Below are 23,606 nucleotides of genomic sequence, written 5' to 3'. Positions count from 1 at the left end.
GCTAATCTGGAAGTTGAAAATCGGCGGGAGTTGGAGTAGAAAAGGATACGAATTTGGTATACACGTGAATGCGATAGAAAAAGAGTCCTTTTTTGAGTACGCCCGCGCCCGGAATTGATATTCTGGGGATGACGGGAGCCACAGGGGACCCCGTTTCCGTCGCAACGGCCCACAGACCAATCGGGGAGGCAGCGTCATGGAGCTCAAGGAATTCATGTCCGTCAGATGCGCGTGCAACATCGTCCGCCAGGAGACGCCGGCGCCCGAGCGCCTCACCTTCGAGGAGCTCGCCATCCTCTGCCACCTCTTCGAGAACGGCGACGAGCTTAAGACCTCCGAGATCGCGGACTACCAGGGCGTGCTGCGGCCCACCATGACGCACCGCACCAACCACCTGGCCCGCCTCGGCCTCATCACCCGCCACGAGGGCATCCACGACCGCCGCAACGTCTGCTGCGCCATCTCCGACAAGGGCATCGAGGTCAAGGACCGCCTCTGCCGCGAGGTCTGTAGCCACATCCAGAACGGCGCCCCGCTGCACCGCTCCAGCCCCGAGCGCATCTGCAAGTTCATCGACGCCATGGGCACCGTGTTCTGCATGTCCGGCGACCTCGTGCTCCTCGCCCTCCAGATGAGCGGCGACGATTCCCTCTCCGTCTCCCAGATCGTGCGCACCCTCGGCCTGCTGCAGCCCACCGTGTCCATGTCGGTCTCCAGCCTGGTGGACCGCGGCATGGTGGAGCGCAACCGCGCCACGCCCGACGCCACCCGCACGCTCCAGGTGAGCCTCCTCCCCGAGGGCAAGGCCCGTGCCCTGGAGCTGGCCGACCGCGTGAACCAGATCGTGGTGCGCCGCAACCGCCGCTCCCACGGCACCGCCGAGGCCGAGTAGCCCGACGGCGCAGACCGGTTCCCCGCATGCAGGCGCCCGCCCTCCCGGCGGGCGTTTTTTCTTGCCGGTGGGGGAGGGTGGTGAACCGCGGGTCCCCGCTGTGGTATAGTGCCTGCGATGCCGTGGCCCTTGAGCTGCGGCTCCCCGCGGGCGCCTGTCCCGCCACCTTCCAGAGCATCCCCGCGTCCCGTCCCGCATCCCGTCGTGCGCCGGACGCCGCGATGCCCCCCAACCTTGTGTGCAAGAAGAAAGGCTCCCCATGGCCCAAGACGAGAACCCCGCCGTCGCACCCGCGGACCCGTCCCCCTCGGAGGAACCGGCCAAGCCAAAGCGCCGCCGCCGTGTGAAGCCGCCCGAGCCCCAGGACGCCGCGGCGGACACCCCCGCTGAGGAGAGGCCCAAGCGCAGGCCTGGCCGTCCCCGCAAGAAGCCCGCCGAGGCCGAGGCCGCGCCCGCCAAGGACGCCGCTCCCGCCGAGGCTTCTGAGGCCGCCCCGGCCGCTCCGGCCAAGGAGGAGGCCGCCGGCCCCGAGGGCGAGGCCAAGCCCAAGCGCCGTCCCGGCAGGCCCCGCAAGAAGGCCGCTGAGGCAGCGGACGACGGCGCCCAGGACCGCCAGGGCGACGCCAAGGCCGGCAAGGGGGCCGACGACGACCGCGGTCAGGAGAAGGCCGAGAAGGCCGAGAAGGCGCCCCGCGACGACCGCGACAGGGGAGAGCGCGACCGCGGCGACCGTCCCGAGAGGAACGACCGCGACCGCGGCCAGAACCGCGGCAACAACGGCCACCAGCAGAACGGCAAGGGCTACAACGGCAACGGCCGCAACAACGGCCACCAGCAGAACGGCCGCAACAACCGCAACAACCGCCACAAGAAGCAGGTGCAGACGGCACCCAGCCTCACCCGCGAGGAGCTCGAGGCCCTCAAGGTGGCCGAGCTCCGCACCAAGGCGGCCGAGTACGACGTGGACCCCAAGGGCCTCCGCAAGGCCGAGCTCGTGGACGCCATCTACGACGCCGCCGCCCGCGCCGAGGGCTTCCGCACCGTCACGGGCATCCTCGAGATCACCAACGAGAACTACGGCTTCGTGCGCACGGACCACTACATGCAGGGCGAGGACGACGCCTTCGTGCAGCAGGCCATGATCCGCAACCTGGGGCTGCGCCGCGGCGACCTCATCGAGGGCACCGTGCGTCCCGCCGGCCCCGGCAACAAGTTCCCGCCCGTGGCGCGCGTCACCGCCGTCAACGGGAAGGACCCCGAGCTCGCCCGCCGGCGCCCGCGCTTCCGCGACCTCACGCCCGTCTACCCCAACGAGCGCCTGTACATGGAGACCGGCCGCGAGTCCATCACCGGCCGCGCCATCGACCTCGTGGCGCCCGTGGGCAAGGGCCAGCGCGGCCTCATCGTGAGCCCGCCCAAGGCCGGCAAGACCACGGTGCTCAAGCACATCTGCCAGTCCATCGCCAAGAACAACCCCGAGGTGCACCTCATCTGCCTGCTCGTGGACGAGCGCCCCGAGGAGGTCACCGACATGGAGCGCTCCATCCGCGGCGACGTGGTGGCCTCCACGTTCGACATGCCCGCCGACAACCACACCCACGTGGCCGAGCTCGTCATCGAGCGCGCCAAGCGCCTCGTGGAGGAGGGGGAGGACGTCGTGGTGGTGCTCGACTCCATCACGCGCCTGGCCCGCGCCTACAACCTCGCGGCCCCCGCAAGCGGGCGCATCCTCTCGGGCGGCGTGGACTCCGCGGCCCTCTACCCGCCCAAGCGCTTCCTCGGCGCCGCCCGCAACATCGAGAACGGCGGCTCGCTCACCATCCTGGCCTCGGCCCTGGTGGACACCGGCTCCAAGATGGACGAGGTGATCTTCGAGGAGTTCAAGGGCACCGGCAACATGGAGCTCAAGCTCGACCGCGAGCTGGCCGACAAGCGCATCTTCCCGGCCATCGACCCCGTGCAGTCGGGCACCCGCAACGAGGAGCTGCTCATCGCCAAGCAGATGCAGCCGTTCGTCTGGGGCCTGCGCCGCGTGCTCGCCAACATGAACAACGTGGAGCGCGCCGAGGCCTCCCTCGTGAAGGGCCTCAAGCAGACCGAGACCAACCAGGAGTTCCTCATCCGCTCGGCCAAGAAGGCCGCGCAGCTGGAGTACTCCGACTAGCGCCCAGGGGCATCTCCGAGGGCATCCCTCACAGGGGCATCCCACAGGCATCGGGGACCCGTCCCCCGACAAGACAAGGGCGGCGCGCCGGGGCATCCCGCGGCGCGCCGCCCTCTCTCGTCATGGGGGGTGGTTATCGGCCGTTCTTCTCCCGGTGCCTGGCATAGGTCCTCCCCACGGCGCCCTGCAGCGCCATGACCAGGCCCGTGGGCAGCGCCTTGCAGAGGCCGTTGGCCACGCGCATGTCCGGGGCGGTGATGATGCAGGCCTTGCCCTTCAGCGACTCCCTGAGGGCCTTGGCGCACACGGCGTCCGGGTCCTCGAAGCCAATCCACTCCATGGTGGCGAGGGCCTTCTCGCTGCCCGGGCGGTCGAGGAACGCGGTGTCCATGAACTTGGGGCAGACGGCGCTCACGTGGATGCCGGCGCCGCCCAGCTCGCGGTCGAGGGCGCGGGAGAAGTCGAGCACGAACCGCTTGGTGGCCCCGTAGACCGAGAGGCCGGGCTGGGGGACGAGGGCGGCCGCGCTCGCGATGTTGACGATGCGGGAGCCCGCGTGCATGTAGAGCAGGCAGCTGTAGCAGAGCTCCACCACGGCGAGGCAGTTGAGCCGCACCATGTTGCCGTTGGCGGTGGCCCCGATGGAGGTGAAGGGGCCGAACTTTCCGAACCCGGCGCAGTTGAGGAGCCACTGGACGTTGAGGTCGTGCTCGGCGGCCAGGGCGTCGTCCACGGCCTTGAAGCTCGCGGGGTCGCAGAGGTCGAGGGCGAGGACCTTGGTGGGGGTGGCGAGGCCGGAGGCTACCTCGTCCAGCTTTTCCGCGCTGCGGGCGATGAGCCAGATCTCGTCGAGCGGCCCGCCGGCCCCCTGGTCGAGGAGCTTGGCAAAGCGCAGGCCGAGGCCGGAAGAGGCGCCGGTGACGATGGCGATGTTTCGCACGGTGGGTCCTTTCGACGGGGTCTCCCAAGTGCTTTCGACAGTTTTGCACGGTGCGGCGTACAGGTGGGTGGTTACCCCTCGGCGGACCGGCGAGTGGTTCCGTTGCGGGAAGAATCATGGATTTGGCACAGGGTACAGAGGGGAAAATGGACTATAGTCGGAGTTGGTTCGACGCACTTCGCGACGGTAAACGCAGCAGAAACCCACCAAGCCGTTGCACTGCAAGCGTCTCGTACGCCCAGCGCATCCCGGGGACACCGCTCCCCATCTGCTCATACCGCCGCCGTAGGCGTCCTCGCGGCGAAGGGATGCATCGATGGTCAAAGATCACGGGAGCCGGGCGGTTTTCGCAGGCTTGGCAACTTCCACGACCCTCTGGTCGGTCCCTTCCATCGCCCAAGCGTCGCCCCTCGACGGGGCGTCCCCTGTGCTCGCCTGCACCGGCGCGGCCGTCCTCGGCTTCGCCGCCGGTGCCGCGGTCGCGGCCGTCCTGGCCCGCCGGGCCGTGGCGGGGGAGCGCTCCGAGCTCCTCGCCCGCATCTCGGCCCTCGAGGAGGCCGTCCAGGAGACGCGCCTCACCGGCACCGTCACCGGCCGCCATGTGGCCACGGGCGAGCCCCGCTACCGGCTGCGCCGCACCGACGCCGTGACGGCCGTCGAGGCCCCCGCCGCCGACGCACCCGTCGCGCAGGTGCCCGCTCCCGCACCGGCCGCCGAGCCCGTCTCGCAGGCCCCTGCCGCCGAGGCCCCCGCGCCTGTGGAGGCGCCCGAGGGGGAGCCCGCCGCCGCGCCGCGCCCCAAGGGCCGCCACTTCAAGGAGAACGTCGCCGCGGCCCGCGCCGCCGCCCCCGCACCCGAGCCGGTGCAGGCGGCACCCACCCCCGCCCCCGAGCCGGTGCAGGCCGCGCCCGCCGCGAAACCTGCCGCAGCAAAGCCTGCCGCCCCGAGCCCTGCCGCCGCGAAGCCTGCCGCCCCGCTCGCCGACCGCCTGCCGGGCTTCGGCGTCCCCGACGAGGAGCGCCTGTTCTCCGCGCCCACCCTGGGCGACGCCGGGCTCCACACCGCCGCGCCGGTGGAGGACTACGAGAGCGTGGCCGCCCAGTACGCCCAGCGGAAGTCGTTCAAGAACCGCATGATGGCCCTCTCCAAGGGCGTGGGCCGGGTCCTCGCCGAGCGCCTCGGCGGCGACATCATGGACGACCTGCCCATGATCCAGCGCGCCGACGGCACCGTGGCCGACGTGGGCACCTCCTGGTGGGAGGCCGCCGCCGCCATGAACGACCTCGAGATCTCCCGTGACCTCTCCAACGAGCTCGCCTCCATCCAGGAGACCGTGGACGATGTGGCCGCCGCCGTGGACGCCTCCATCTCCTTCGAGGTGCCCTTCTCGGCCTCCGACGTCCCCGGCCGCCCCGCCCAGACCCTGGACCGGGAGGACCCCGCCGCCCCCGCGACCGCCGAGGGGTCCGCGGCCGCGACGCCCGCGACGACGCCGGATGCTCCCGCGCCGGCCGCCGCGGCCCTCGAGGCCGACTCCACCGACTGCATGGACCTCCAGGGCCGATCCGACGGCTGGGAGCAGGCCCTCGACGCCCTCGACCAGCGCTTCGACGACAACCTCGTCTCCGGCAAGGCCGAGCCCACCCCGGCCGGTGTCCGCTGCGAGGTGGAGCCCGTGGCCGAGTTCTCGCGCTTCCAGGACTTCGTGGGCGGCGACGACACCCTCGACGAGCCCGACGGCCTGGAGCCCGACACGCAGTTCCTCACGTTCCGCGCGCCGGCCGGCCACCCCGAGGTCACCGACACTGCGAGCTACGTGAACTACCTCGTGGCCCACGAGATGGGCGAGAACCGCTCCCGCACCGCTCGCCGTGCCGTCAAGCACGCCCTCAAGGTCATCCCCGGGGGCACGTCGGCCGACCTCAAGGTGGTGTAGGTGACGGCCTCCCCCAAGGGCGGAAGGACGGCGCGCCGGACCTGGGTCTGGCGCGCCGTCCTCGTGTGCTGGTGCCTCTTCATGTGGAGCCGCTCGCTCAAGGCGGGCGACGCGTCGCTCGGCGACAGCGCCTTCGTGGTGGGCCTCGTGCGCCCGCTCTTCGAGGCCGTGGGCGTCACCGACGCCGACCTCATGCAGTTCGTCGTGCGCAAGCTCGCGCACTTCACCGAGTACCTCGTCATGGGCCTCGTCTGCCGCCAGGCGTTCCCTGCGGGCCCGGGGCGCCGCGGCCGCAGGGCGGCCTACGCGGCCCGGGCCCTCACGGTGGTGCTCGTGCCGAGCGCCGACGAGTGCATTCAGCTCTTCGTCCCCGGGCGCTCCGGCATGGTGCGCGACGTCCTCATCGACATGGCGGGGGCCGCCTGCGGCCTCGTCCTCAGCGGATGGACGTCCCGCCTGCGCAGCAGGAGAGCGCGAAGGTCCTGAGCCCGGGGTCGACCCCCCGGGCCGCGGCCTCCACGGCGGCGGCGCAGGCGTCGCCCAGGCACGCGGCCATCATGGTGGAGCCCGAGCCGCTGATCCAGAACGCCGAGGCGCCGGCCCCCAGGCAGGCGGTGCGGCAGCGGTCGTAGTGGGCGATGAGGGGGCGGCGGTAGGGCTCGTGGAGCCGGTCGTCGCATGCCTTGGCGAGGAGCCCGCCGTCGCCGGTCTCGAGGGCGTGGCACGTGGCGGCCACGCGGCCCATCTGCCACACGGCCGTGGCGAGCGGGACGGAGGGGGGCATGACGCGACGGGCGTCCTCGGTGCGCACCTCGTAGGGAGGGCACACGGCCACGAACCGCCAGGCGTCGCTCACGGGGGCCTCCATGCACACGACCTCGCCTTCCTCCGTCATGAAGGAGCTCGTGAGGCCGCCGAGCACGGCGGGGGCCACGTTGTCGGGGTGGCCCTCCCGCTCGCTCGCCAGTCCCACGAGGCGCCGGCGGTCCACCTCCACGCCGGCGAGGGCGTGGGCCGCGGCGATGCCGGCCACGATGCACGTGGAGCTGGAGCCCAGGCCGCCGGAGAGAGGGATGCCCGTCTCGCAGGAGAGGGCCACGGGCGACGGCTCCACGCCGAGGGCCCGCGAGGCCTCGAGGTAGGTGGTGTAGGCCAGGTTGCCCGGGTTGGCGAACCGCGGCTCGCAGCCGGAGAAGGAGCTCTCCTCCGCCCGCTCGAACGTGAAGCGGTTGCCCAGCGTGAGGGCCAGCCCCAGGCAGTCGAAGCCCACGCCCAGGTTGGCCGACGTGGCCGGAACCCAGACGGAGACCCGGTCGCGCGGCACCGTCACGCCCCCGCGCGGAAGACGGCCCCGGCGGCGCGCTCCACGGCGGCGCCCATGGCGTCGCGGTCCACGACCTCGGTGAAGCGCACGGCGCGGTCCCGGAGGGCCGAGAGGGGCGCCGGCGGCTCGGTGCCGGTGAGCGCGGCCAGGCGGTCCATGGCGGCGAAGCCGTCGAGCCCCGCCACGTCCTCGCCCAGGGCGGCGAGCACCTCGGCCGGGAACTTGTAGGGGCTGGCCGTGGCGAGCACCACGCGCTGGCGGCCCTGGGGCTCCCCGGCGTCGAGGACGCTCTTGGCCACGGCGGTGTGCGGGTCCAGCAGCACGCCGTCCCCCTCCCAGGTGCGGCGGATGGTCTCGCGGCACATGGCGTCGTCGGCGCGGCCGCCCGAGAAGGTGGAGCGGATGGCGTCCATGACGGGGGCGGGCACGGTGTAGGCGCCCTTCTCGGCGAGGTCGGCCATGAGGGAGGCCACGAGCTCGCAGTCGCCGTCGGAGGCGAAGTAGAGCAGCCGCTCCAGGTTGGACGACACGAGGATGTCCATGGACGGCGAGATGGTCTTGTGGAACGGGCGCCGGCGGTCGTAGGTGCCGGTGGCCAGGAAGTCGCAGAGCACGTCGTTGGCGTTGGAGCACACGTGGAGGCGGCCCACGGGCAGGCCCAGGCGTTTGGCGTAGTAGCCGGCGAGGACGTCGCCGAAGTTTCCGGTGGGCACGTAGAAGTCCACCTCGTCGCCCATGGCCACGGCGCCGCGCCCCAGCAGCTGGGCGTAGGCGTCCAGGTAGTAGACCACCTGCGGCACGAGGCGCCCCACGTTGATGGAGTTGGCGCTGGAGAGGAACACACCCTCCCCGGCCAGGCGCACCGCCAGGTCGCGGTCCGCGAAGATGCGCTTGACCTCGCCCTGGGCGTCGTCGAAGTTGCCGCGCACGGCGTACACGGCCACGTTGGCGCCGGCCTGGGTGGCCATCTGCAGGTGCTGGACGTCGCTCACCTTGCCGTCGGGGTAGAACACGCAGACGCCGCAGCCCTCCACGTCGGCGAAGCCCGCCAGCGCCGCCTTGCCGGTGTCGCCGGAGGTGGCGCACACGATCATGACGTCACGGCCGTCGCCGGCGCGGGCCTGGCCCATGAGCTGGGGCAGCATCTGCAGCGCCACGTCCTTGAAGGCGCTCGTGGGGCCGTGGAAGAGCTCCAGCAGCCAGTCGTCGCCCACCGGGGTCACGGGCGTCACGGCCGGGTCGTCGAAGGTGCCGCCGTAGGCGCGGCGCACGCAGCCCGCCACCTCCTGCTCGGTGAAGTCGGGCAGCAGGTGGCCGAGGACGCGCCGGGCGCGGGAGAGGTAGTCGCCGGCCCAGAGCGGCTCGAGGTCGAGGGGGGAGGCGAGCACCCCGTCGCTCACGTAGAGCCCGCCGTCCGGTGCGATGCCCGCCAGTATTGCTTGCTTGCTTGTTACGGGTTCGAGCAGAGAACGGGTGCTGTGGTAGAACGAATCCATCGAGACTCCCCCTCGGTCGAGCGGTGCAGGGTTCTGCCCATGGTAGCGGAGCCGCCCCGCGGGTCGCCGAGGGGCGATGGCCGCGAAAGATTGGATTAACAGAGATGAGAATCGCCCTTCTCGGCGCCGGTACCGTGGGAGGCGGCGTCATCGAGATCGTCGACTCGCGCGTCCCCTCCCTCGAGGTGGCCCGCATCCTCACCCTCCCGGGCACCTACGACGACCCCCGCGTCACCTACGACTTCGCCGACATCGTCTCCGACGACTCCATCGAGTGCGTGGTGGAGGCCATGGGCGGCCTCGAGCCGGCCCACACCTTCATCATGGAGAGCCTCGCCGCCGGCAAGCACGTGGTCACGGCAAACAAGGCCGTGGTGGCCGCGTTCCTGCCGGAGTTCTGCGCCCAGGCCGAGGAGTCCGGCGTGGGCTTCTTCATCGAGGCCACCTCGGGCGGCGGCATCCCCTGGATCGCCTCCATCGAGAAGGCGCGCCGCATCGACCGCATCGAGCGCATCTCGGGCATCCTCAACGGCACGTCCAACTACATCGTCGACCGCATGGCCAAGGACGGGGCCGAGTTCGCCGACGTGCTCGCCCAGGCCCAGGCCCTCGGCTACGCCGAGGCCGACCCGTCGGCGGACATCGACGGCATCGACGTCGCCAACAAGTGCATCATCAGCTCCACCGTGGCGTTCGGCACGCTCTGCCGCCGCGACATCCCGGTCCACGGCATCCGGAACCTCACCAAGGCCGACCTCGACACCTTCGCCGGCCTGGGCTACGCCGTGCGCCTCATGGCCCGCGCGTCCCGCGACGACGACGGCTACGCCGCCTGCGTGGAGCCGGTGCTCCTGCCCCTGGCGTCGGTGGAGGGCAACGTGCCCGACAACTTCAACATCGCAACGCTCGTGGGCACCACCGTGGGCCCGCTCAAGTTCTACGGCCAGGGCGCCGGCGCGCTGCCCACGGGCAACGCCATGGTGCAGGACCTCCTCGACTGCGCCGGCGGCGAGCGGCCCGTCTACCCCACGGGGGAGACCCTGTCCTGGAAGCCCGGCCTGCTCCGCGCCGACTACGTCTTCCGCACCGCGGCGGCGCTCCCCGCCGACACCCCCGGCACCGCCGTGGAGGTCGCGCCCGGCTACGTCTCCGTGGGCGGCCTCTCTGCCACCGAGGCCGCGGCCCTGGCCGACGCCCTCCTCGCCGAGGACCCCGCCACCCTCATGGCCGCCGTGGCCGACGTCGACTAGGGCCCGGAGCCCCCGAGAGCTAAGGACCATCGCCCGATGATCAAGATCACCAAGTTCGGCGGCTCGTCGGTCGCCAGCCCCGAGCAGTTCGCCAAGGTCAAGCGCATCATCGACGCCGACCCGGCCCGCCGCTTCGTCGTGGTGAGCGCGGCCGGCAAGCGCTTCGCCGGCGACAACAAGGTCACCGACCTCCTCTACCTCGTGAACGCCCACCGCGACTACCACGTGGACTGCTCGGACCTCCTCGACGACATCGAGGGCCGCTTCCTCGCCATCAAAGAGGGGCTGGGCCTCACCTGGCCCGTGGCCGAGAAGTTCCGCGACTTCCGCGAGGGCCTGTCGGAGGACTCCCCGGAGTACGTGGTGAGCCGCGGCGAGTGGTTCACCGCGCACCTCATGGCCGAGTACCTGGGCCTGCCCTTCGTGGACGCCGCCGACGCCATCGTCTTCCACCACGACGGCACCCTCGACCTCGAGCGCACGGCCGACCGCGTGCGCGAGCTCGTGGTGCGCCGCGGGAGCTTCGTCATGCCCGGCTTCTACGGCGCCACCTGCGACGGCGAGATCAAGCTGCTGGACCGCGGCGGCGGCGACATCACGGGCTCAATCCTGGCCAACGCCCTCTCGGCCGACCTCTACGAGAACTGGACCGACGTCTCGGGCTTCCTCACGGCCGACCCGCGCGTGGTGGACCGCCCCCGCACCATCGAGCGCATCACCTTCGACGAGATGCGCGAGCTCTCCTACATGGGCGCCAACGTGCTCCACGAGGAGGCCATCTTCCCGGTGCGCGAGGCCAACATCCCCATCGCCATCCTCAACACCAACGACCCCGACGCCCAGGGCACCACCATCCGCGAGCGTGTGGAGACGAGCCCCGACGACCCGGTGATCACGGGCATCGCCGGCAAGCGCGATTTCATCACGGTCTACATCGCCAAGACGCACATGAGCGACGCCGTGGGCTTCATGCGCCGGGCCCTCTCGGTGTTCGAGCGCTACGGGGTGAGCGTGGAGCACATCCCCACGGGCATCGACTCGTTCTCGGTGGTGGTGAACGGCGCCGACGTCAAGGACTCCATCTACTCCATCGTGGCGGACCTCCAGAAGGAGCTCCAGCCCGACCAAGTGAAGGTGGTCGACAAGCTGGCCCTGGTCTCCGTCGTGGGCCGCAACATGAGCTCCCGCCCCGGCTCGTCGGGCAGGCTGCTCGGGGTGCTCGGCAACGCCGGCATCAACGTGCGCATGATCACCCAGAGCTCCCAGGAGATCAACATCATCATCGGAGTGAACAACGAGGACTTCGAGCGCACCGTGGCCGTGGTGTACGAGGCGTTCGTGGTGAACGAAGGGAAGTGAGGGCGGTGCCCGAACCCAAGAACGTCGCCATCCTCGGCGCCACCGGCGCCGTTGGGGCCCAGATGCTGCAGTGCCTCGAGGAGCGGGACTTCCCCGTGGGCGAGCTGAGACTCCTGGCCAGCAAGCGCTCCGCCGGCGCGGACATGTGCTGGAACGGCCGCCTCCTGCGCGTGACCGAGGCCACCCCCGAGAGCTTCGAGGGCATCGACATCGTGCTGGGCGCCGCCACCAACCCCGTGGCGGAGGCCCTGCTGCCCCACGCGGTCGCCGCCGGCGCCGTGTGCGTGGACAACTCCAGCGCGTTCCGGCTCGACCCCGAGGTGCCCCTCGTGGTGCCCGAGATCAACCCCGAGGACGTGGCGTGGAACCACGGCATCGTGGCCAACCCCAACTGCGCCACCATCATCGGCCTCGTGTGCGTGGCGCCGCTGTCGCGCGTGGCGGGCGCCAGGCGCATCGTCTGCAGCACCTACCAGGCCGCCAGCGGCGCCGGCCTCCCCGGCATCGAGGAGCTGGAGGCCGAGAACCAAGCCATCGTGGAGGGCACCCCCATGCCGGAACCCCGCGCCTTCGCCTACCAGCTGGCCTACAACCTCATCCCGCAGATCGGCGGCTTCGACGGCCTCGGCTACACCTCCGAGGAGATGAAGATGCAGAACGAGGGCCGCAAGATCATGCACGACCCCGACCTGCGCGTGAACTGCACCTGCGTGCGCGTGCCCATCGCCCGCAGCCACAGCGAGTCCATCACCGTGGAGTTCGAGCGCCCCATCACGCCCGACGAGGCCCGAGATGTGCTGCGCCAGGCCCCAGGCGTGCGCGTGGTGGACGACCCGGCAGGGCAGCTCTACCCCATGCCGCTCGACACGAGCGACCAGGACCTGGTGTACGTGGGCCGCATCCGCGAGGACGTCTCGGCGCCGGAGGGCGTGAACTCGCTCACGTTCTGGTGCTGCGGCGACCAGATCCGGAAAGGCGCCGCCACCAACGCTGTGCAGATAGCAGAATTGCTGCTCTAGGGGTAGAATGGGCGCTGTTTGGAGCTGCAAGGTCCAGATAACGCGCCCATAGCTCAGTGGATAGAGCACCGGTCTTCTAAACCGATGGTCGACGGTTCGAATCCGCCTGGGCGCACCATGACCTTGAGGAGAGCCCCCGTGGCCGCAAGCCGGCCGTGGGGGCTTTTGTCATGGCGGGGGGCGTGCGGTCTGCTCCGGCAGGTCCAGCGCCCTGTAGGGTGGGCGTGGCACAGGCACGCCCTCTAGGGCGTCCCTGTTGGAGGCCCTTGTCCCATCCCCCTGTTAGAGGGGGAGCGCCAAGCCCCCGTTGGTCCATGGGCCCCTTAAAGGGGGCTTTTAGGCCGCAAACCCCCTTTGCAGGGTGAGTCCGCCCCCCTTCATCGAGACCATGCGCCACACCCGCGTAGCAGGGGGACCCTAGAGGGCGCCCGTCTGCCCTGTCCCAACACCCGGACACTTTTGTCCCACGTACGAGCCGTCCGAGATCCGCCTCAGCTGTCGTGGGCCCGAGAAAAGGGCGCCGGCGGTCGCGTCCCGCCGGCGCCCGGGCACTGTCCCGTGCCTCTCAACACTTAACATACTTTCAACCCACAGAAGTATTGTGAACAAGGTAATCCTTCTGACGAGGCTAGTCTCCCACATGGCACATCCAGTTACTGGATCAAATTACAGAAGGAAATTTACATTATATAAAACCAGATGTGCTATAGTTCCCTTAACACTTACTGAAACAAAGGGGGTCGATATGGCATATGGCTACTACGCCCACACCTCCGATACGGACGATGAGTCCACGTGGCAGTCGCTCGAGGACCATTTGCTGAACGTCGCGGCTATGGCTGCCTGCTTCCTCTTGCCTATCGGGCTGGAGGAGTACGGGAGATACGCCGGGCTCCTCCATGACCTCGGCAAGGCTACCCAGCCGTTCCAGGCCAGACTGCACGGTTCCCGGCAGCCATTCGACCATTCTCCGGCCGGTGCCCAGCTTGTACTGGAGAAGCTGCCGGGTACAGCCTTGGCAATGTGTGTCGTACCGGCCATCTGCGGTCATCATCGGGGCATGGGCGATGCGGGGCGCCAGGGCGAGAACGACCGTCTGGCTCCCCTTGCCGTGCAGCTCGCCAAGTCCGGAGGCCCGGTGGACCCTGGTTTTGCTGGGTCCCTGCCGGCGGCCCCCGGTGCGGAATGCCTTGATTCCGCCGTGCTGGAGGCCCACGCCTCCCTGGCGTCCAAGATGGCTTCCAACGAGCGGAGGAACCCGCTATCCTACCTCCTCTACCTGGCCACGAGGTTCACATATAGTGCATTGGTTGATGCGGACTGGCTCGATACCGAGCGCTTCGTCCGGCTGGAGGTCGCTGCCGTGCGCGACTTCGAGCGTCCTGCAATGGATGAGCTGAAGCGGCGGTTCGATATGTACATGGAGCGAAAGCTTTCAGGGGTGGACGACTCCTCCGTCAGCCGCGCCCGCGCACGCGTCCTTTCTGATTGCCGCGCTGGCGCAGACGCGCCTGTCGGCCTCTTCTCGTTGGAGGTCCCCACTGGGGGAGGAAAGACCCTCTCGTCCATGGCGTTCGCCCTCGACCATGCCTTGCGCAACGGGTTGGAGAGGATCGTCTACGCCATTCCCTTCACATCGATCGTCGAGCAGACCGCACGGGAGATGCGCGCGATATTCGGAGACGAGGCGGTGCTGGAGCATCATTCGGCCGTGGATGTGGACCCCGAGGACGACTCCCGCAGGCGGCTGCTGGTCCAGAACTGGGACGCTCCCATCGTGGTCACAACGAACGTCCAGCTCTTCGAGTCGCTTTTCTCAAACAGGCCGGCGCGGAGCCGCAAGGTCCACAGCATGGCAAACGCGGTCATTGTCCTCGACGAGGTCCAGACCCTGCCCGACGGCCTCCTCACGGCAACCCTCGGCATGCTCGAATGCCTCAGGGCCCTCGGTCACACCTCGACGGTCCTGGCCTCTGCGACGCAGCCGGGGCTCTCCACACTGTGGCCCTTCGGGTCCCGGCCGGTCCAGATCACCGACCCCGATCCGCTGAGGGAGGTGCTCGACTGCCGCGTGAGGTACGAGACCGACCGCATCGGCGCAGACGCCCTTCCCCTCGAGGAACTGGTCGAGGAGCTTGCCGGATATGACCAGGTGCTCTGTGTCGTGAACACGAAGAAGGCCGCCAGGGTCCTCTTCAGGTCGCTGGCTGCCCGGTCGGGCGGGGTCTACCACCTCAGCACCGCCATGACCCCTGATCATCGTGCAGAGGTCCTGGGCGAGGTACGCGGTCGGCTGAGCCGGGGGGAGCCGTGTCGCGTGGTGTCCACGCAGCTCGTCGAGGCGGGCGTTGACGTCGACTTCCCCGTGGTGTTCCGCGAGCTCACGGGCATCGACTCCATCGTCCAGGCGGCCGGGCGCTGCAACCGCGAGGGACGGCTCGGGGCCCAAGGCGGGAGGGTCGTCGTCTTCGAGTGTGAGGAGTTCGCCGAGGGCACTGGGGGAGCGCACGGCTCCTTCCCGCAGTCCCCCTGGATGCGCACCCTCAAGGGGTACGGCCGCTCCATCATCGAGGATCGCGGCCCCTCGGCGATGGATGACGCCGGGGTCCAGGAGTACTTCCAAAAGAGGCACCACAACCCCGAACTTCTGGATCACGGTCACGAGGGCGTCGAGGTCTTCAGGGAGATAACCTCCGGGAAGGCCTGGCAGCACAGGATACCCGGCCTTCCCTACGCCGCCGACCATTCCACCATCGCCCGAGGCTATCGGATGATCGACGACCGCGACGAGGAGGTCGTGTTCGTCCCCCGGGGACCGGAGGGGGAGTCCCTTCTGGCAGAGGTCGAGTCGGACCCTTTCGCCCCCGGGCTGTTCCAGCGGGTGCAACGGGAGAGCGTGTCCATCAGCAGGTTCAAGAAAGAGGAGTACGAGCCGTACGTGCGCGCCGTGGGGCCGTGGCTCGTGCTCGACAACGGCGCGGGCGTGCCCGGGCTGTATGACGCGCAGGTGGGGCTGCTGGGTCCCGAAGACGTCGAGATGCCGGTTTTCATTGATTGAGAAAGGAGGTTCCCATGGGTTACGGGTTCACCGTTAGGATCAGAGGGGCCCGCGCGTGTTTCACGCGACCCGAGATGCACGTCGAGCGGGTGAGCTACGACGTCATGACGCCGTCGGCGGCTCGGGGGGTCATGGAGGCCGTCTACTGGAAGCCCGCCATCGTGTGGCGGGTGGACAGGATTGCCGTCCTGAATCCCATCGAGTTCGCCTCGATACGCCGCAACGAGCTCAATTCCAAGCTCTCGTACGACGGTGCGGAGGGGGCGAGGAGGCTCTGGCGAACGGGCGAGGGCGAGATCTCCGTCAACGCCGCCGAGGACCGGGCGCAGCGAAACACGCTCTACCTCGTCGACGTTGACTACCTCGTCGACTACCACTTCGAGCTCACCTCCCGGGCCGGGGACGAGGACACGGTGGAGAAGCACTACAGCATCGCGCTCCGTCGCCTGAGGAAGGGGCAGTTCTTCAACCATCCATACCTCGGGTGCAGGGAGTTCCCGGCCGAGGTGACCTTGGTCGAGGAAGGGGAGGCGCACCCGGCGTCCTGCTACGAGGGCGCAGGAGAGCGCGACCTGGGGTTCATGCTCTACGACCTCGACTTCGAGGCGGGCAAGGCGCCGCAGCCCCGGTTTTTCCGGGCCGTCATGAGGGACGGCGTCGTCGACACCGCCGCCGCGCGAAGGGGGTTGCTCTCATGATCCTTGCCGACCTGTGCACGCTCTACGACAGCTTGGAGGGAACCGACGACGCCCTGCCGCCCCTCTGCTTCTCGGCGAAAAGGCCCGACGCGGCGCTCGTGATCGCCCCCGACGGCACGCCGCGGGAGATCCGCTCCCTCGTGCCGCAGGGTGCCAAGGTGGGGGTTCGCATGGTCGTCCCCGCCGGCCAACGCTCGAGCGGCATATCGCCGTACTTCCTCTGCGACAACCTTGAATACCTCGTCGGGGACGGAGCCAAGAAGGCTGGGGAGAAGAGGGAGAGGTCCAAGGAGCTCCACCACGAGGTGCTCGACGGCGTCTGCGGCACCGTCGCCCGGGCCGTGCTCGGCTTCTTTGACGGCCACGCCACGGTGGGGGAGCTTGAGGCCGTCGCCCCCGCCTTCATGGCCGACCCCGATCGCACCAAGAAGACCCTTGTCTTCATGGTCGAGGGGGAGCGGGAATACGCCCACGAGGACGCCTCCGTCGCGGAGGCCTGGACCCGCTACCGGCAGGAGAGGGACGAGAGGGAGAACGGCCTTGCCGACTGCATGGTGACGGGGAAGGCCGCGGTGAGGCGGGCGAGGCTGTTCCCCAAGATCACCGGCGTGCCGGGCGCCCAGAGCGCCGGGGCCTCCCTGGTGGGTGCGAACGCCGACTCGTTCCTCTCCTACGGGCAGGAGAAGAACGACGTCGCGGGCATCTCGGCCGAGGCCGCGCACAAGGCTTCCGAGGCGTTGTCGTACCTGATCAAGGACAGGGGCCACAGCGTCAAGCTCGGCAAAGAGGTCGTCGTGTTCTGGACCGACTCTCCGGAGCCGGAGCCCAACGACTTCATGCAGGCCGCCCTTGGCTCCAGCTTGGACGAGACGGGCAACTCCGTGGTGCGCGTCGGCGAGGACCAGGCGCTTGCGGATGCCGTGGCGCAGTTTCTCCTCGACCTGAGGTCGGGCCGGCGTCCCGGCCGCGTCCCCCAGGATGCGGGGTTCCACATCCTGGGGCTGTCGCCGTACCAGGCCCGTCTCTCCGTCCGCTTCTACGAGACCGGGTCCATGGGCGGCCTCATGGACCACGTCGAGCGCTTTCTCGTGGAAGGCGAGCTCCAGGGCGCGAGACCGCTCACGGTGGCTCAATGCCTCCGCCAGTGCGCGCTCCAGGGCAATCTCGACAACCTTCCGCGGCCCCTGGTCACCTCCGTCTTCGACGCCTTCCTCAGCGGGACGGCGTTTCCCCCGGCGCTCTACGTCCAGGTGCTCTCCCGCATGAGGGCCGACGGCGGTTTCGTTCCCGCCAGGACGGGCAAGGTCGACGTCATCGATTACCGGGTGTCTGTCCTCAAGCTCTGCCTCGCACGCGCGATGGGAGGCGCCCCGGACCCAAGTGAAAAAGGAAAGGAGCTCACCGTGGCACTGAACCCCGAGAACCACGACCCCGCCTATCTGCTGGGGCGGCTTTTCGCCCTCTTCGAGAAGGCGCAGCTCGATGCGAACGGCGGCAACAAGCCGAACGCCTCCATCCGCGACCGCTACATGGGCGCCGCGGCCACGACCCCGGCCCGCGTGTACCCGCAACTGATCCACCTCTACGGCCACCACCAGTCGAAGGCGTCCAGCGGCTCTTACATCGACCGGACGGTGGGGGAGGTCGTGGACGAGCTGGACGGGGGCTTCCCGGCGACGCTCGACCTCGAGGAGCAGGGCGTCTTCTATATCGGCTACTACCAGCAGCGGCAGGACCTCTACAGGAGCAAGAAGAGCAACGACGACAACCGCGACGAGGCGGCAGAAGGAAAGTAGGAGGCACCATGAGCGACCCCATCCAGAACCGGTACGACATTTCGTTCTTCTTCGACGTGCGCAACGGCAACCCCAACGGCGACCCCGATGCCGGCAACATGCCGCGCATCGACCCCGAGACGGGCCTCGGTATCGTCTCCGACGTGTGCCTCAAGCGCAAGGTGCGCAACTACGTCGAGCTTTCCATGGGCGATTCCGCCGGCTACCGGATCTACGTGCAGGACGGCGTGATCCTCAACGACCGCAACCGCGAGGCCTACGTGGCCACCGGCATCAAGCTCAACAAGAAGAAGCTGCCCAAGGACGAGGAGGGGCGCGCCGTCACCCGGTTCATGTGCGACAACTTCTTCGACATCCGCACCTTCGGCGCCGTCATGACCACCGAGGTCAACTGCGGGCAGGTGCGAGGCCCCGTGCAGTTCTGCTTCTCCGACTCCATCGACCCCATCGTCCCCAGCGAGATGTCCATCACTCGCATGGCGGTCACCAACGAGAAGGACAAGGCGGCCGAAAGCGGGCGCACCATGGGTCGGAAGCAGTTCGTTCCCTACGGCCTCTACCGCATGAACGGCTTCATCTCGGCCCCCCTCGCCGAGAAGAGCGGCTTCGGCGACGAGGACCTCCAGGTGCTCGTGACGAGCCTCATGAACATGTTCGAGGTGGACCGCTCGGCGTCGCACGGACTCATGACGTCGAGGATGCTGTTCCTCTTCAAGCACGACAGCCGTCTCGGCAACTGCAGGAGCGAGCGGCTGTTCGACCTCGTGGCCGCGCGGAAGCGGTGCGAAGGCGCGCCGCGGTCCTTCTCGGATTACGAGATCGTCTTCGATGAGGGCGCGCTTCCCGAGGGCGTCTCCGTCGAGGTCCTTTCTTGACGGACGCACCTGCCGGATATGGGGAGGAGGACCTCCTCCCCATATCCGGCATCCAGCACTTCTCGTTCTGCAGGCGCCAGTGGGCCCTCATCCACCTCGAGGGCCAGTGGGCGGAGAATCTCGACACGGCGGTGGGCACTACGTTCCATGGGCGCGCCCATGGGGGAGAGGGCGGCACGGTCCAGGGTGTCCGGACCGTGCGGTCGATGGCCCTTGTCAGCCGGACCCTCGGCCTCAAGGGCATCGCCGACGTCGTGGAGTTCGACTATGGGAAAGACGGGGGCTGCGACGGCATCCCCAAAAGGGTCGTCCCCGTCGAGTATAAGAAAGGTCGGTCCAAGGCGTCCGATTGCGACCGCCTGCAGCTTTGCGCCCAGGCCCTCTGTCTCGAGGAGATGCTCGGCATTCCCGTTTCCGAGGGCTGCCTCTTCTACGGCCAGACGCGTCGGCGAGAGGCGGTGTCCATAGACGAGGGGCTGAGGACGCGGTTGGAGGACGTCGTCTCCGAGATGCGCGACCTATGGGGGCGAGAAGAGACGCCGCTTCCGGTGCGCCGGGGCGCATGTCGGCGCTGCTCGTTGAACGATGCGTGCGTGCCGGCGTTGGCGGACCGGTCGGCTGCCGGCTACTGGGCCGAGTGAGAGAAGGGGTGTGTTTCCGTGAGACATCTGCTCAACACGCTCTACGTGACCACGCCCCAGAGCTACCTGCACCTTGACAATGAGAATGTTCGAATCGACAAGAAGGGCGAGCAGTCTCGCAAGGTCCCCCTCCGCGTTCTCGAGCAGATCGTTGCCTTCGGGTCGCTCGGCTGTTCTCCCCAGCTTATGGGGGCCTGTGTCGACAGGGGAATTCTCCTCTCCTTCCTGGATATGAACGGGAGGTTCCTGGCAAAGGTCGACGGGGAGCCTGCCGGCAACGTCCTGCTTCGCAGGGAGCAGTTCCGATGGGCCGAGAGCGACCGTCGGTCACTCCATGTCGCCAAGAGGTGCGTCGCCGCGAAGACGCGTAACCAGTTGGTGGTTCTCAAGCGCTTCGCGAGGGAGAGGGCCGAGCGGGTAGACGATTCCTTCAAGGGGGCGATGGCCTCCGTGGAGGACCTCCTGTGCGACGTCGAGGCGGCGGAGACGATGGACGAGCTCCGCGGCATCGAGGGCAAATGCGCCCAGTGGTACTTCTCGGTTTTCGATTCCATGGTGCTTCCCGAGGCGCCCGAGCTTCGGTTTGCCGGCAGGTCGAGGCGTCCTCCCAAGGACCCCGTAAACGCGCTGCTCTCCTTTTTCTACACGCTGCTCTCCCGCGATGTGGCGGCAGGGTGCGCTGCGGTGGGGCTTGACCCCTACGTGGGCTTTCTCCATGCGGACCGAGCGGGGAGGGAGAGTCTCTCGCTGGACCTGATGGAGGAGCTCAGGCCGTACCTGACGGATAGGTTCGTTCTCAGCCTGGTCAATCGGGGGCAGGTGGGGTCTAAGGATTTCGTTTTTGAGGTGGATGGGTCTGTCAGCCTCAAGGATGAGGCGAGGAAACGGGTGATCTCCCTCTGGCAGAAACGCAAACAGGACGAGGTGGTGCACCCGTTTTTGGGGGAGCGGATGCCGGTCGGTTTGCTGCCGTATGTGCAGCCGCTGCTCTTTGCCCGGTACGTGCGAGGCGATCTTGACGATTACCCCGCCTTCTTATGGAGGTAGCCGTGTATGTCCTGGTGACCTATGACGTCTCGACGAAAAGCCCCGGAGGTGAGGGCAGGCTGCGGAAGGTCGCCCGTACTTGCGAGCGGTATGGGCAGAGGGTTCAGAACTCGGTGTTCGAGTGCATCGTGGAGCCGGCCGATTATCACGAGTTCCTGGAGAGGCTCAAGGCGCTGGTGGACGACACGGAGGATACCGTGCGTCTGTACAATCTGGGAAAGCGCCGCAGCCAGGCCGTTGAGATCGTGGGAAGGCGCGGGGAGGTGCGTTTGGATGACGCCCTCATCGTCTAGCGCGAACCTCTAGCTCTCGAGGAATCGCAGGCGGGTTCGCGCACGGGTGTCCCTTGTTATAGTTATTTAGAGTGAATGTGTATGCCGCTCCGCCCCGGGTTTTGTATGCAACGGGGCGGAGGGTGTGCTGTAACGTATAAAAGTGGAGTCGCGCCCCGCACGGGGCGCGTGGATTGAAACAAGACCGCCCAGGAGGCGTCCACCGTGTCCCAGGGTCGCGCCCCGCACGGGGCGCGTGGATTGAAACACCACCAACTCCGCGACCACCCTCCCCACAGTCGGTCGCGCCCCGCACGGGGCGCGTGGATTGAAACCGACGCCGTAGGCGGGGGCCGCCCGGGCGAAGGCGTCGCGCCCCGCACGGGGCGCGTGGATTGAAACCCCCAGTCTGCACCGCCCTCGTATCCGACCCGAGCGTCGCGCCCCGCACGGGGCGCGTGGATTGAAACTCCACATTGAACTCTATGCGGGACCCGTCCTCACGTCGCGCCCCGCACGGGGCGCGTGGATTGAAACATGGGCAGCTGAGTCACGAACGTCACGATCCCGCCGTCGCGCCCCGCACGGGGCGCGTGGATTGAAACGGCGACGCCGCCGCGGAGGAGCTCGTGGGCGGCGGTCGCGCCCCGCACGGGGCGCGTGGATTGAAACAAGGGCCTCTGCGAGTCGGCGGCCGACGCCATGGGGTCGCGCCCCGCACGGGGCGCGTGGATTGAAACTCGTCGCGGGTGCCAGAGGGGTCCATGCCGATGGGTCGCGCCCCGCACGGGGCGCGTGGATTGAAACATCAAGCAAATCGCGGTGATGTATGGATGAGCAAGGAAAAGTCGCGCCCCGCACGGGGCGCGTGGATTGAAACATGTCGGGGTCCGTCGTGATGGCGGATGGGGACGGTCGCGCCCCGCACGGGGCGCGTGGATTGAAACTCCGGCAGCAGGGCGAGCTCCGGGTGGTCCCGCAGTCGCGCCCCGCACGGGGCGCGTGGATTGAAACAACGAGCCGTGGCGCAGCCCGGACCAGGTGGCCCGGTCGCGCCCCGCACGGGGCGCGTGGATTGAAACTCCTCGGCATGGCGCTGGGGATCCGCAGGGACTAGTCGCGCCCCGCACGGGGCGCGTGGATTGAAACTCGCTCAGGCCCGCGCCATGGGCGGCAAGCTCACGTCGCGCCCCGCACGGGGCGCGTGGATTGAAACGGTATCGACGCAGCTTACCGACGCGAACAACGCGTCGCGCCCCGCACGGGGCGCGTGGATTGAAACTCAGTCGCAGATGATGGGTTGATTGCAAAGAAGAGTCGCGCCCCGCACGGGGCGCGTGGATTGAAACGACGAGATGTGCCGCTACAACTACCTCGCCATAGAGTCGCGCCCCGCACGGGGCGCGTGGATTGAAACATTAGAGAGGTGATGAACATTGAGCCGTTTCCCGCAGTCGCGCCCCGCACGGGGCGCGTGGATTGAAACTTCGAGTACGTGGCCGACCGCCTGGTGTCCGGCGCGTCGCGCCCCGCACGGGGCGCGTGGATTGAAACACGAGCGCCCACTACGGGGCCCGCCCGTCCCACGGGTCGCGCCCCGCACGGGGCGCGTGGATTGAAACACGGGACTCGTGCAGGCGATACCGCAGATAATCCCGTCGCGCCCCGCACGGGGCGCGTGGATTGAAACGACAACTGCACGGGAGACATCCTGTTCGTCGCCAGCGTCGCGCCCCGCACGGGGCGCGTGGATTGAAACCTCGACTCGGTGGCCGTGGAGCGCGACCCGGCGGGCCCGTCGCGCCCCGCACGGGGCGCGTGGATTGAAACTCTGAGCCTCGAATGGGGGCCATCCAGAAGATGGCGTCGCGCCCCGCACGGGGCGCGTGGATTGAAACGGCTGCTACGCGCCCTGCGGCTGCGACGGCGAGGTCGCGCCCCGCACGGGGCGCGTGGATTGAAACCGGCGAAAAGCCGCTATGTTGGTACCGCGGCACAGTCGCGCCCCGCACGGGGCGCGTGGATTGAAACCACGGACGGCCCGGGCACCCTGCGGCACCTCCCGCGTCGCGCCCCGCATGGGGCGCGTGGATTGAAACACCGCAGCGGGGCGTGGCGAGAGGTGATCGCCCAGCCGTCGCGCCCCGCATGGGGCGCGTGGATTGAAACTTGCCGAAGCCGACGATGTCGCCCACCTCGGCCCAGTCGCGCCCCGCATGGGGCGCGTGGATTGAAACCCTCCGGGGTGACTGCCTAGGTGCCGTTGGCCGTGTCGCGCCCCGCATGGGGCGCGTGGATTGAAACACCATGTCGACGGCGGCGCCCATCTCCTCGACGTGTCGCGCCCTGCATGGGGCGCGTGGATTGAAACAACGCATGGATGAGCGACACGGCCGGGGGCGCGTGGATTGAAACCTGGACGACGGCACCTTCGACGACGTTTTGGTCGTCTGGAACCGCTGCGGGAGCGAGCGTTTGCTCCTAGAGGCAAGAGCCAAATAAAAAAGCAACCACCACCTCGGAGACTGTCCCAAGGGTGGTTGCCTTTTCGCTCACTTTACCTTGACGAAGCAGAAGCAGCAAGTGCGGCTGTCCCGGACGAGGTCCTGGTCGTCTGGACGCGCTCGGGCAGCGACGGCTCAATCCCAGAGCCCGAACAAAAGAAGGCAACCGCCTGCCTCGGAGCCTGTCCCAGGGGCGATTGCCTTTCCGTCCCGGCCCGAGGGCTGGGCGATAAAAAAGGACGGTACAACCAACCTCGGTTCTTAACCCAGGCGGAGGCACCGTCCGACGAAGCAAGTCTATCGCACGACGGAAAAGGCGGCACCAACCACATCGG

General features: G+C 68.6%; 17 protein-coding genes, 1 tRNA gene and 1 CRISPR repeat array. Of the genes, 15 read left to right on the top strand and 3 right to left on the bottom strand.

Annotated features, from left to right (window positions below; translation table 11 throughout):
• Positions 1–196: 196 nt before the first annotated feature.
• Together NFR49_RS03595 and rho are read left to right on the top strand one after the other, a co-directional pair.
• A complete protein-coding gene (locus tag NFR49_RS03595) occupies positions 197–892 on the top strand; it encodes a MarR family transcriptional regulator (RefSeq protein ID WP_251158294.1) in 696 nt (231 codons plus the stop codon).
• Between the two features lie 259 nt (positions 893–1,151).
• A complete protein-coding gene (gene rho / locus NFR49_RS03590) occupies positions 1,152–3,056 on the top strand; it encodes a transcription termination factor Rho (RefSeq protein WP_251158293.1) in 1,905 nt (634 codons plus the stop codon).
• 133 nt (positions 3,057–3,189) lie between these two features.
• Here rho and NFR49_RS03585 read toward each other — a convergent pair whose 3' ends face one another.
• The gene (locus NFR49_RS03585; RefSeq protein WP_251158292.1) at positions 3,190–3,996 is read right to left on the bottom strand and encodes an SDR family NAD(P)-dependent oxidoreductase; all 807 of its coding nucleotides are present in this window, start codon (positions 3,994–3,996) and stop codon (positions 3,190–3,192) included.
• Positions 3,997–4,423: 427 nt separating this feature from the next.
• Here NFR49_RS03585 and NFR49_RS03580 point away from each other — a divergent pair, with 427 nt between their 5' ends.
• Positions 4,424–5,932: a hypothetical protein gene (locus NFR49_RS03580; protein WP_251158291.1), complete on the top strand. Its 1,509-nt coding sequence runs from the start codon at positions 4,424–4,426 to the stop codon at positions 5,930–5,932.
• Positions 5,933–6,418 (top strand): VanZ family protein, encoded by a 486-nt coding sequence (locus tag NFR49_RS03575; RefSeq protein ID WP_251158290.1) that lies wholly within the window; start codon positions 5,933–5,935, stop codon positions 6,416–6,418.
• On the opposite strand, the gene thrB is transcribed toward NFR49_RS03575, so the two are convergent.
• Complete coding sequence (gene thrB / locus NFR49_RS03570) at positions 6,369–7,256, bottom strand: homoserine kinase (RefSeq protein ID WP_251158289.1); 888 nt, start codon at positions 7,254–7,256, stop codon at positions 6,369–6,371. The genes NFR49_RS03575 and thrB overlap by 50 nt on opposite strands.
• A 2-nt stretch (positions 7,257–7,258) precedes the next feature.
• The gene (thrC, locus tag NFR49_RS03565; protein WP_251158288.1) at positions 7,259–8,752 is read right to left on the bottom strand and encodes a threonine synthase; all 1,494 of its coding nucleotides are present in this window, start codon (positions 8,750–8,752) and stop codon (positions 7,259–7,261) included.
• Between the two features lie 104 nt (positions 8,753–8,856).
• Between thrC and NFR49_RS03560 the strand changes: the two genes are divergently transcribed.
• From NFR49_RS03560 to cas2, 11 genes are all read left to right on the top strand, one after another.
• Positions 8,857–10,002 carry a homoserine dehydrogenase gene (locus NFR49_RS03560; RefSeq protein ID WP_251158287.1) on the top strand — a complete coding sequence of 382 codons (1,146 nt, stop codon included), beginning with the start codon at positions 8,857–8,859 and terminating at the stop codon, positions 10,000–10,002.
• A gap of 36 nt (positions 10,003–10,038) precedes the next feature.
• Positions 10,039–11,361 carry an aspartate kinase gene (locus NFR49_RS03555; RefSeq protein ID WP_251158286.1) on the top strand — a complete coding sequence of 441 codons (1,323 nt, stop codon included), beginning with the start codon at positions 10,039–10,041 and terminating at the stop codon, positions 11,359–11,361.
• Complete coding sequence (locus tag NFR49_RS03550; RefSeq protein WP_420840256.1) at positions 11,358–12,380, top strand: aspartate-semialdehyde dehydrogenase; 1,023 nt, start codon at positions 11,358–11,360, stop codon at positions 12,378–12,380. The genes NFR49_RS03555 and NFR49_RS03550 overlap by 4 nt, the downstream gene beginning before the upstream one ends.
• 42 nt (positions 12,381–12,422) lie before the next feature.
• Positions 12,423–12,498, top strand: a tRNA-Arg gene (locus tag NFR49_RS03545).
• Positions 12,499–13,125: 627 nt separating this feature from the next.
• The gene (cas3, locus tag NFR49_RS03540) at positions 13,126–15,438 is read left to right on the top strand and encodes a CRISPR-associated helicase Cas3' (RefSeq protein WP_251158285.1); all 2,313 of its coding nucleotides are present in this window, start codon (positions 13,126–13,128) and stop codon (positions 15,436–15,438) included.
• Positions 15,439–15,452: 14 nt separating this feature from the next.
• Positions 15,453–16,136: a type I-C CRISPR-associated protein Cas5c gene (cas5c, locus tag NFR49_RS03535; RefSeq protein ID WP_275557127.1), complete on the top strand. Its 684-nt coding sequence runs from the start codon at positions 15,453–15,455 to the stop codon at positions 16,134–16,136.
• Positions 16,133–17,932 (top strand): type I-C CRISPR-associated protein Cas8c/Csd1, encoded by a 1,800-nt coding sequence (gene cas8c / locus NFR49_RS03530; RefSeq protein WP_251158283.1) that lies wholly within the window; start codon positions 16,133–16,135, stop codon positions 17,930–17,932. The genes cas5c and cas8c overlap by 4 nt, the downstream gene beginning before the upstream one ends.
• An 8-nt stretch (positions 17,933–17,940) precedes the next feature.
• Complete coding sequence (cas7c, locus tag NFR49_RS03525; RefSeq protein ID WP_251158282.1) at positions 17,941–18,807, top strand: type I-C CRISPR-associated protein Cas7/Csd2; 867 nt, start codon at positions 17,941–17,943, stop codon at positions 18,805–18,807.
• Positions 18,804–19,448 carry a CRISPR-associated protein Cas4 gene (gene cas4 / locus NFR49_RS03520; protein ID WP_251158281.1) on the top strand — a complete coding sequence of 215 codons (645 nt, stop codon included), beginning with the start codon at positions 18,804–18,806 and terminating at the stop codon, positions 19,446–19,448. The genes cas7c and cas4 overlap by 4 nt, the downstream gene beginning before the upstream one ends.
• An 18-nt stretch (positions 19,449–19,466) precedes the next feature.
• On the top strand, positions 19,467–20,495 hold the full coding sequence (cas1c, locus tag NFR49_RS03515) for a type I-C CRISPR-associated endonuclease Cas1c (protein ID WP_251158280.1): 1,029 nt from the start codon (positions 19,467–19,469) through the stop codon (positions 20,493–20,495).
• Positions 20,496–20,497: 2 nt separating this feature from the next.
• Complete coding sequence (gene cas2 / locus NFR49_RS03510) at positions 20,498–20,788, top strand: CRISPR-associated endonuclease Cas2 (protein WP_251158279.1); 291 nt, start codon at positions 20,498–20,500, stop codon at positions 20,786–20,788.
• A gap of 147 nt (positions 20,789–20,935) precedes the next feature.
• A CRISPR array of direct repeats spans positions 20,936–23,138; the repeat unit is 33 nt; unit sequence GTCGCGCCCCGCACGGGGCGCGTGGATTGAAAC.
• Positions 23,139–23,606: the final 468 nt, after the last annotated feature.

It is taken from the genome of Caniella muris, from assembly GCF_943193035.1.
GTDB lineage: Bacteria > Actinomycetota > Coriobacteriia > Coriobacteriales > Atopobiaceae > Granulimonas > Granulimonas faecalis.
This window is presented reverse-complemented; position numbering and strand designations above follow the sequence as displayed.

Bases quoted from the DNA above. Each gene is read 5' to 3' on its own strand.
- NFR49_RS03595 (WP_251158294.1), top strand. From the start codon at position 197: ATGGAGCTCAAGGAATTCATGTCCGTCAGATGCGCGTGCAACATCGTC.
- rho (WP_251158293.1), top strand. From the start codon at position 1,152: ATGGCCCAAGACGAGAACCCCGCCGTCGCACCCGCGGACCCGTCCCCC.
- thrC (WP_251158288.1), bottom strand. From the start codon at position 8,752: ATGGATTCGTTCTACCACAGCACCCGTTCTCTGCTCGAACCCGTAACA.
- NFR49_RS03560 (WP_251158287.1), top strand. From the start codon at position 8,857: ATGAGAATCGCCCTTCTCGGCGCCGGTACCGTGGGAGGCGGCGTCATC.
- NFR49_RS03555 (WP_251158286.1), top strand. From the start codon at position 10,039: ATGATCAAGATCACCAAGTTCGGCGGCTCGTCGGTCGCCAGCCCCGAG.
- cas3 (WP_251158285.1), top strand. From the start codon at position 13,126: ATGGCATATGGCTACTACGCCCACACCTCCGATACGGACGATGAGTCC.
- cas5c (WP_275557127.1), top strand. From the start codon at position 15,453: ATGGGTTACGGGTTCACCGTTAGGATCAGAGGGGCCCGCGCGTGTTTC.
- cas8c (WP_251158283.1), top strand. From the start codon at position 16,133: ATGATCCTTGCCGACCTGTGCACGCTCTACGACAGCTTGGAGGGAACC.
- cas7c (WP_251158282.1), top strand. From the start codon at position 17,941: ATGAGCGACCCCATCCAGAACCGGTACGACATTTCGTTCTTCTTCGAC.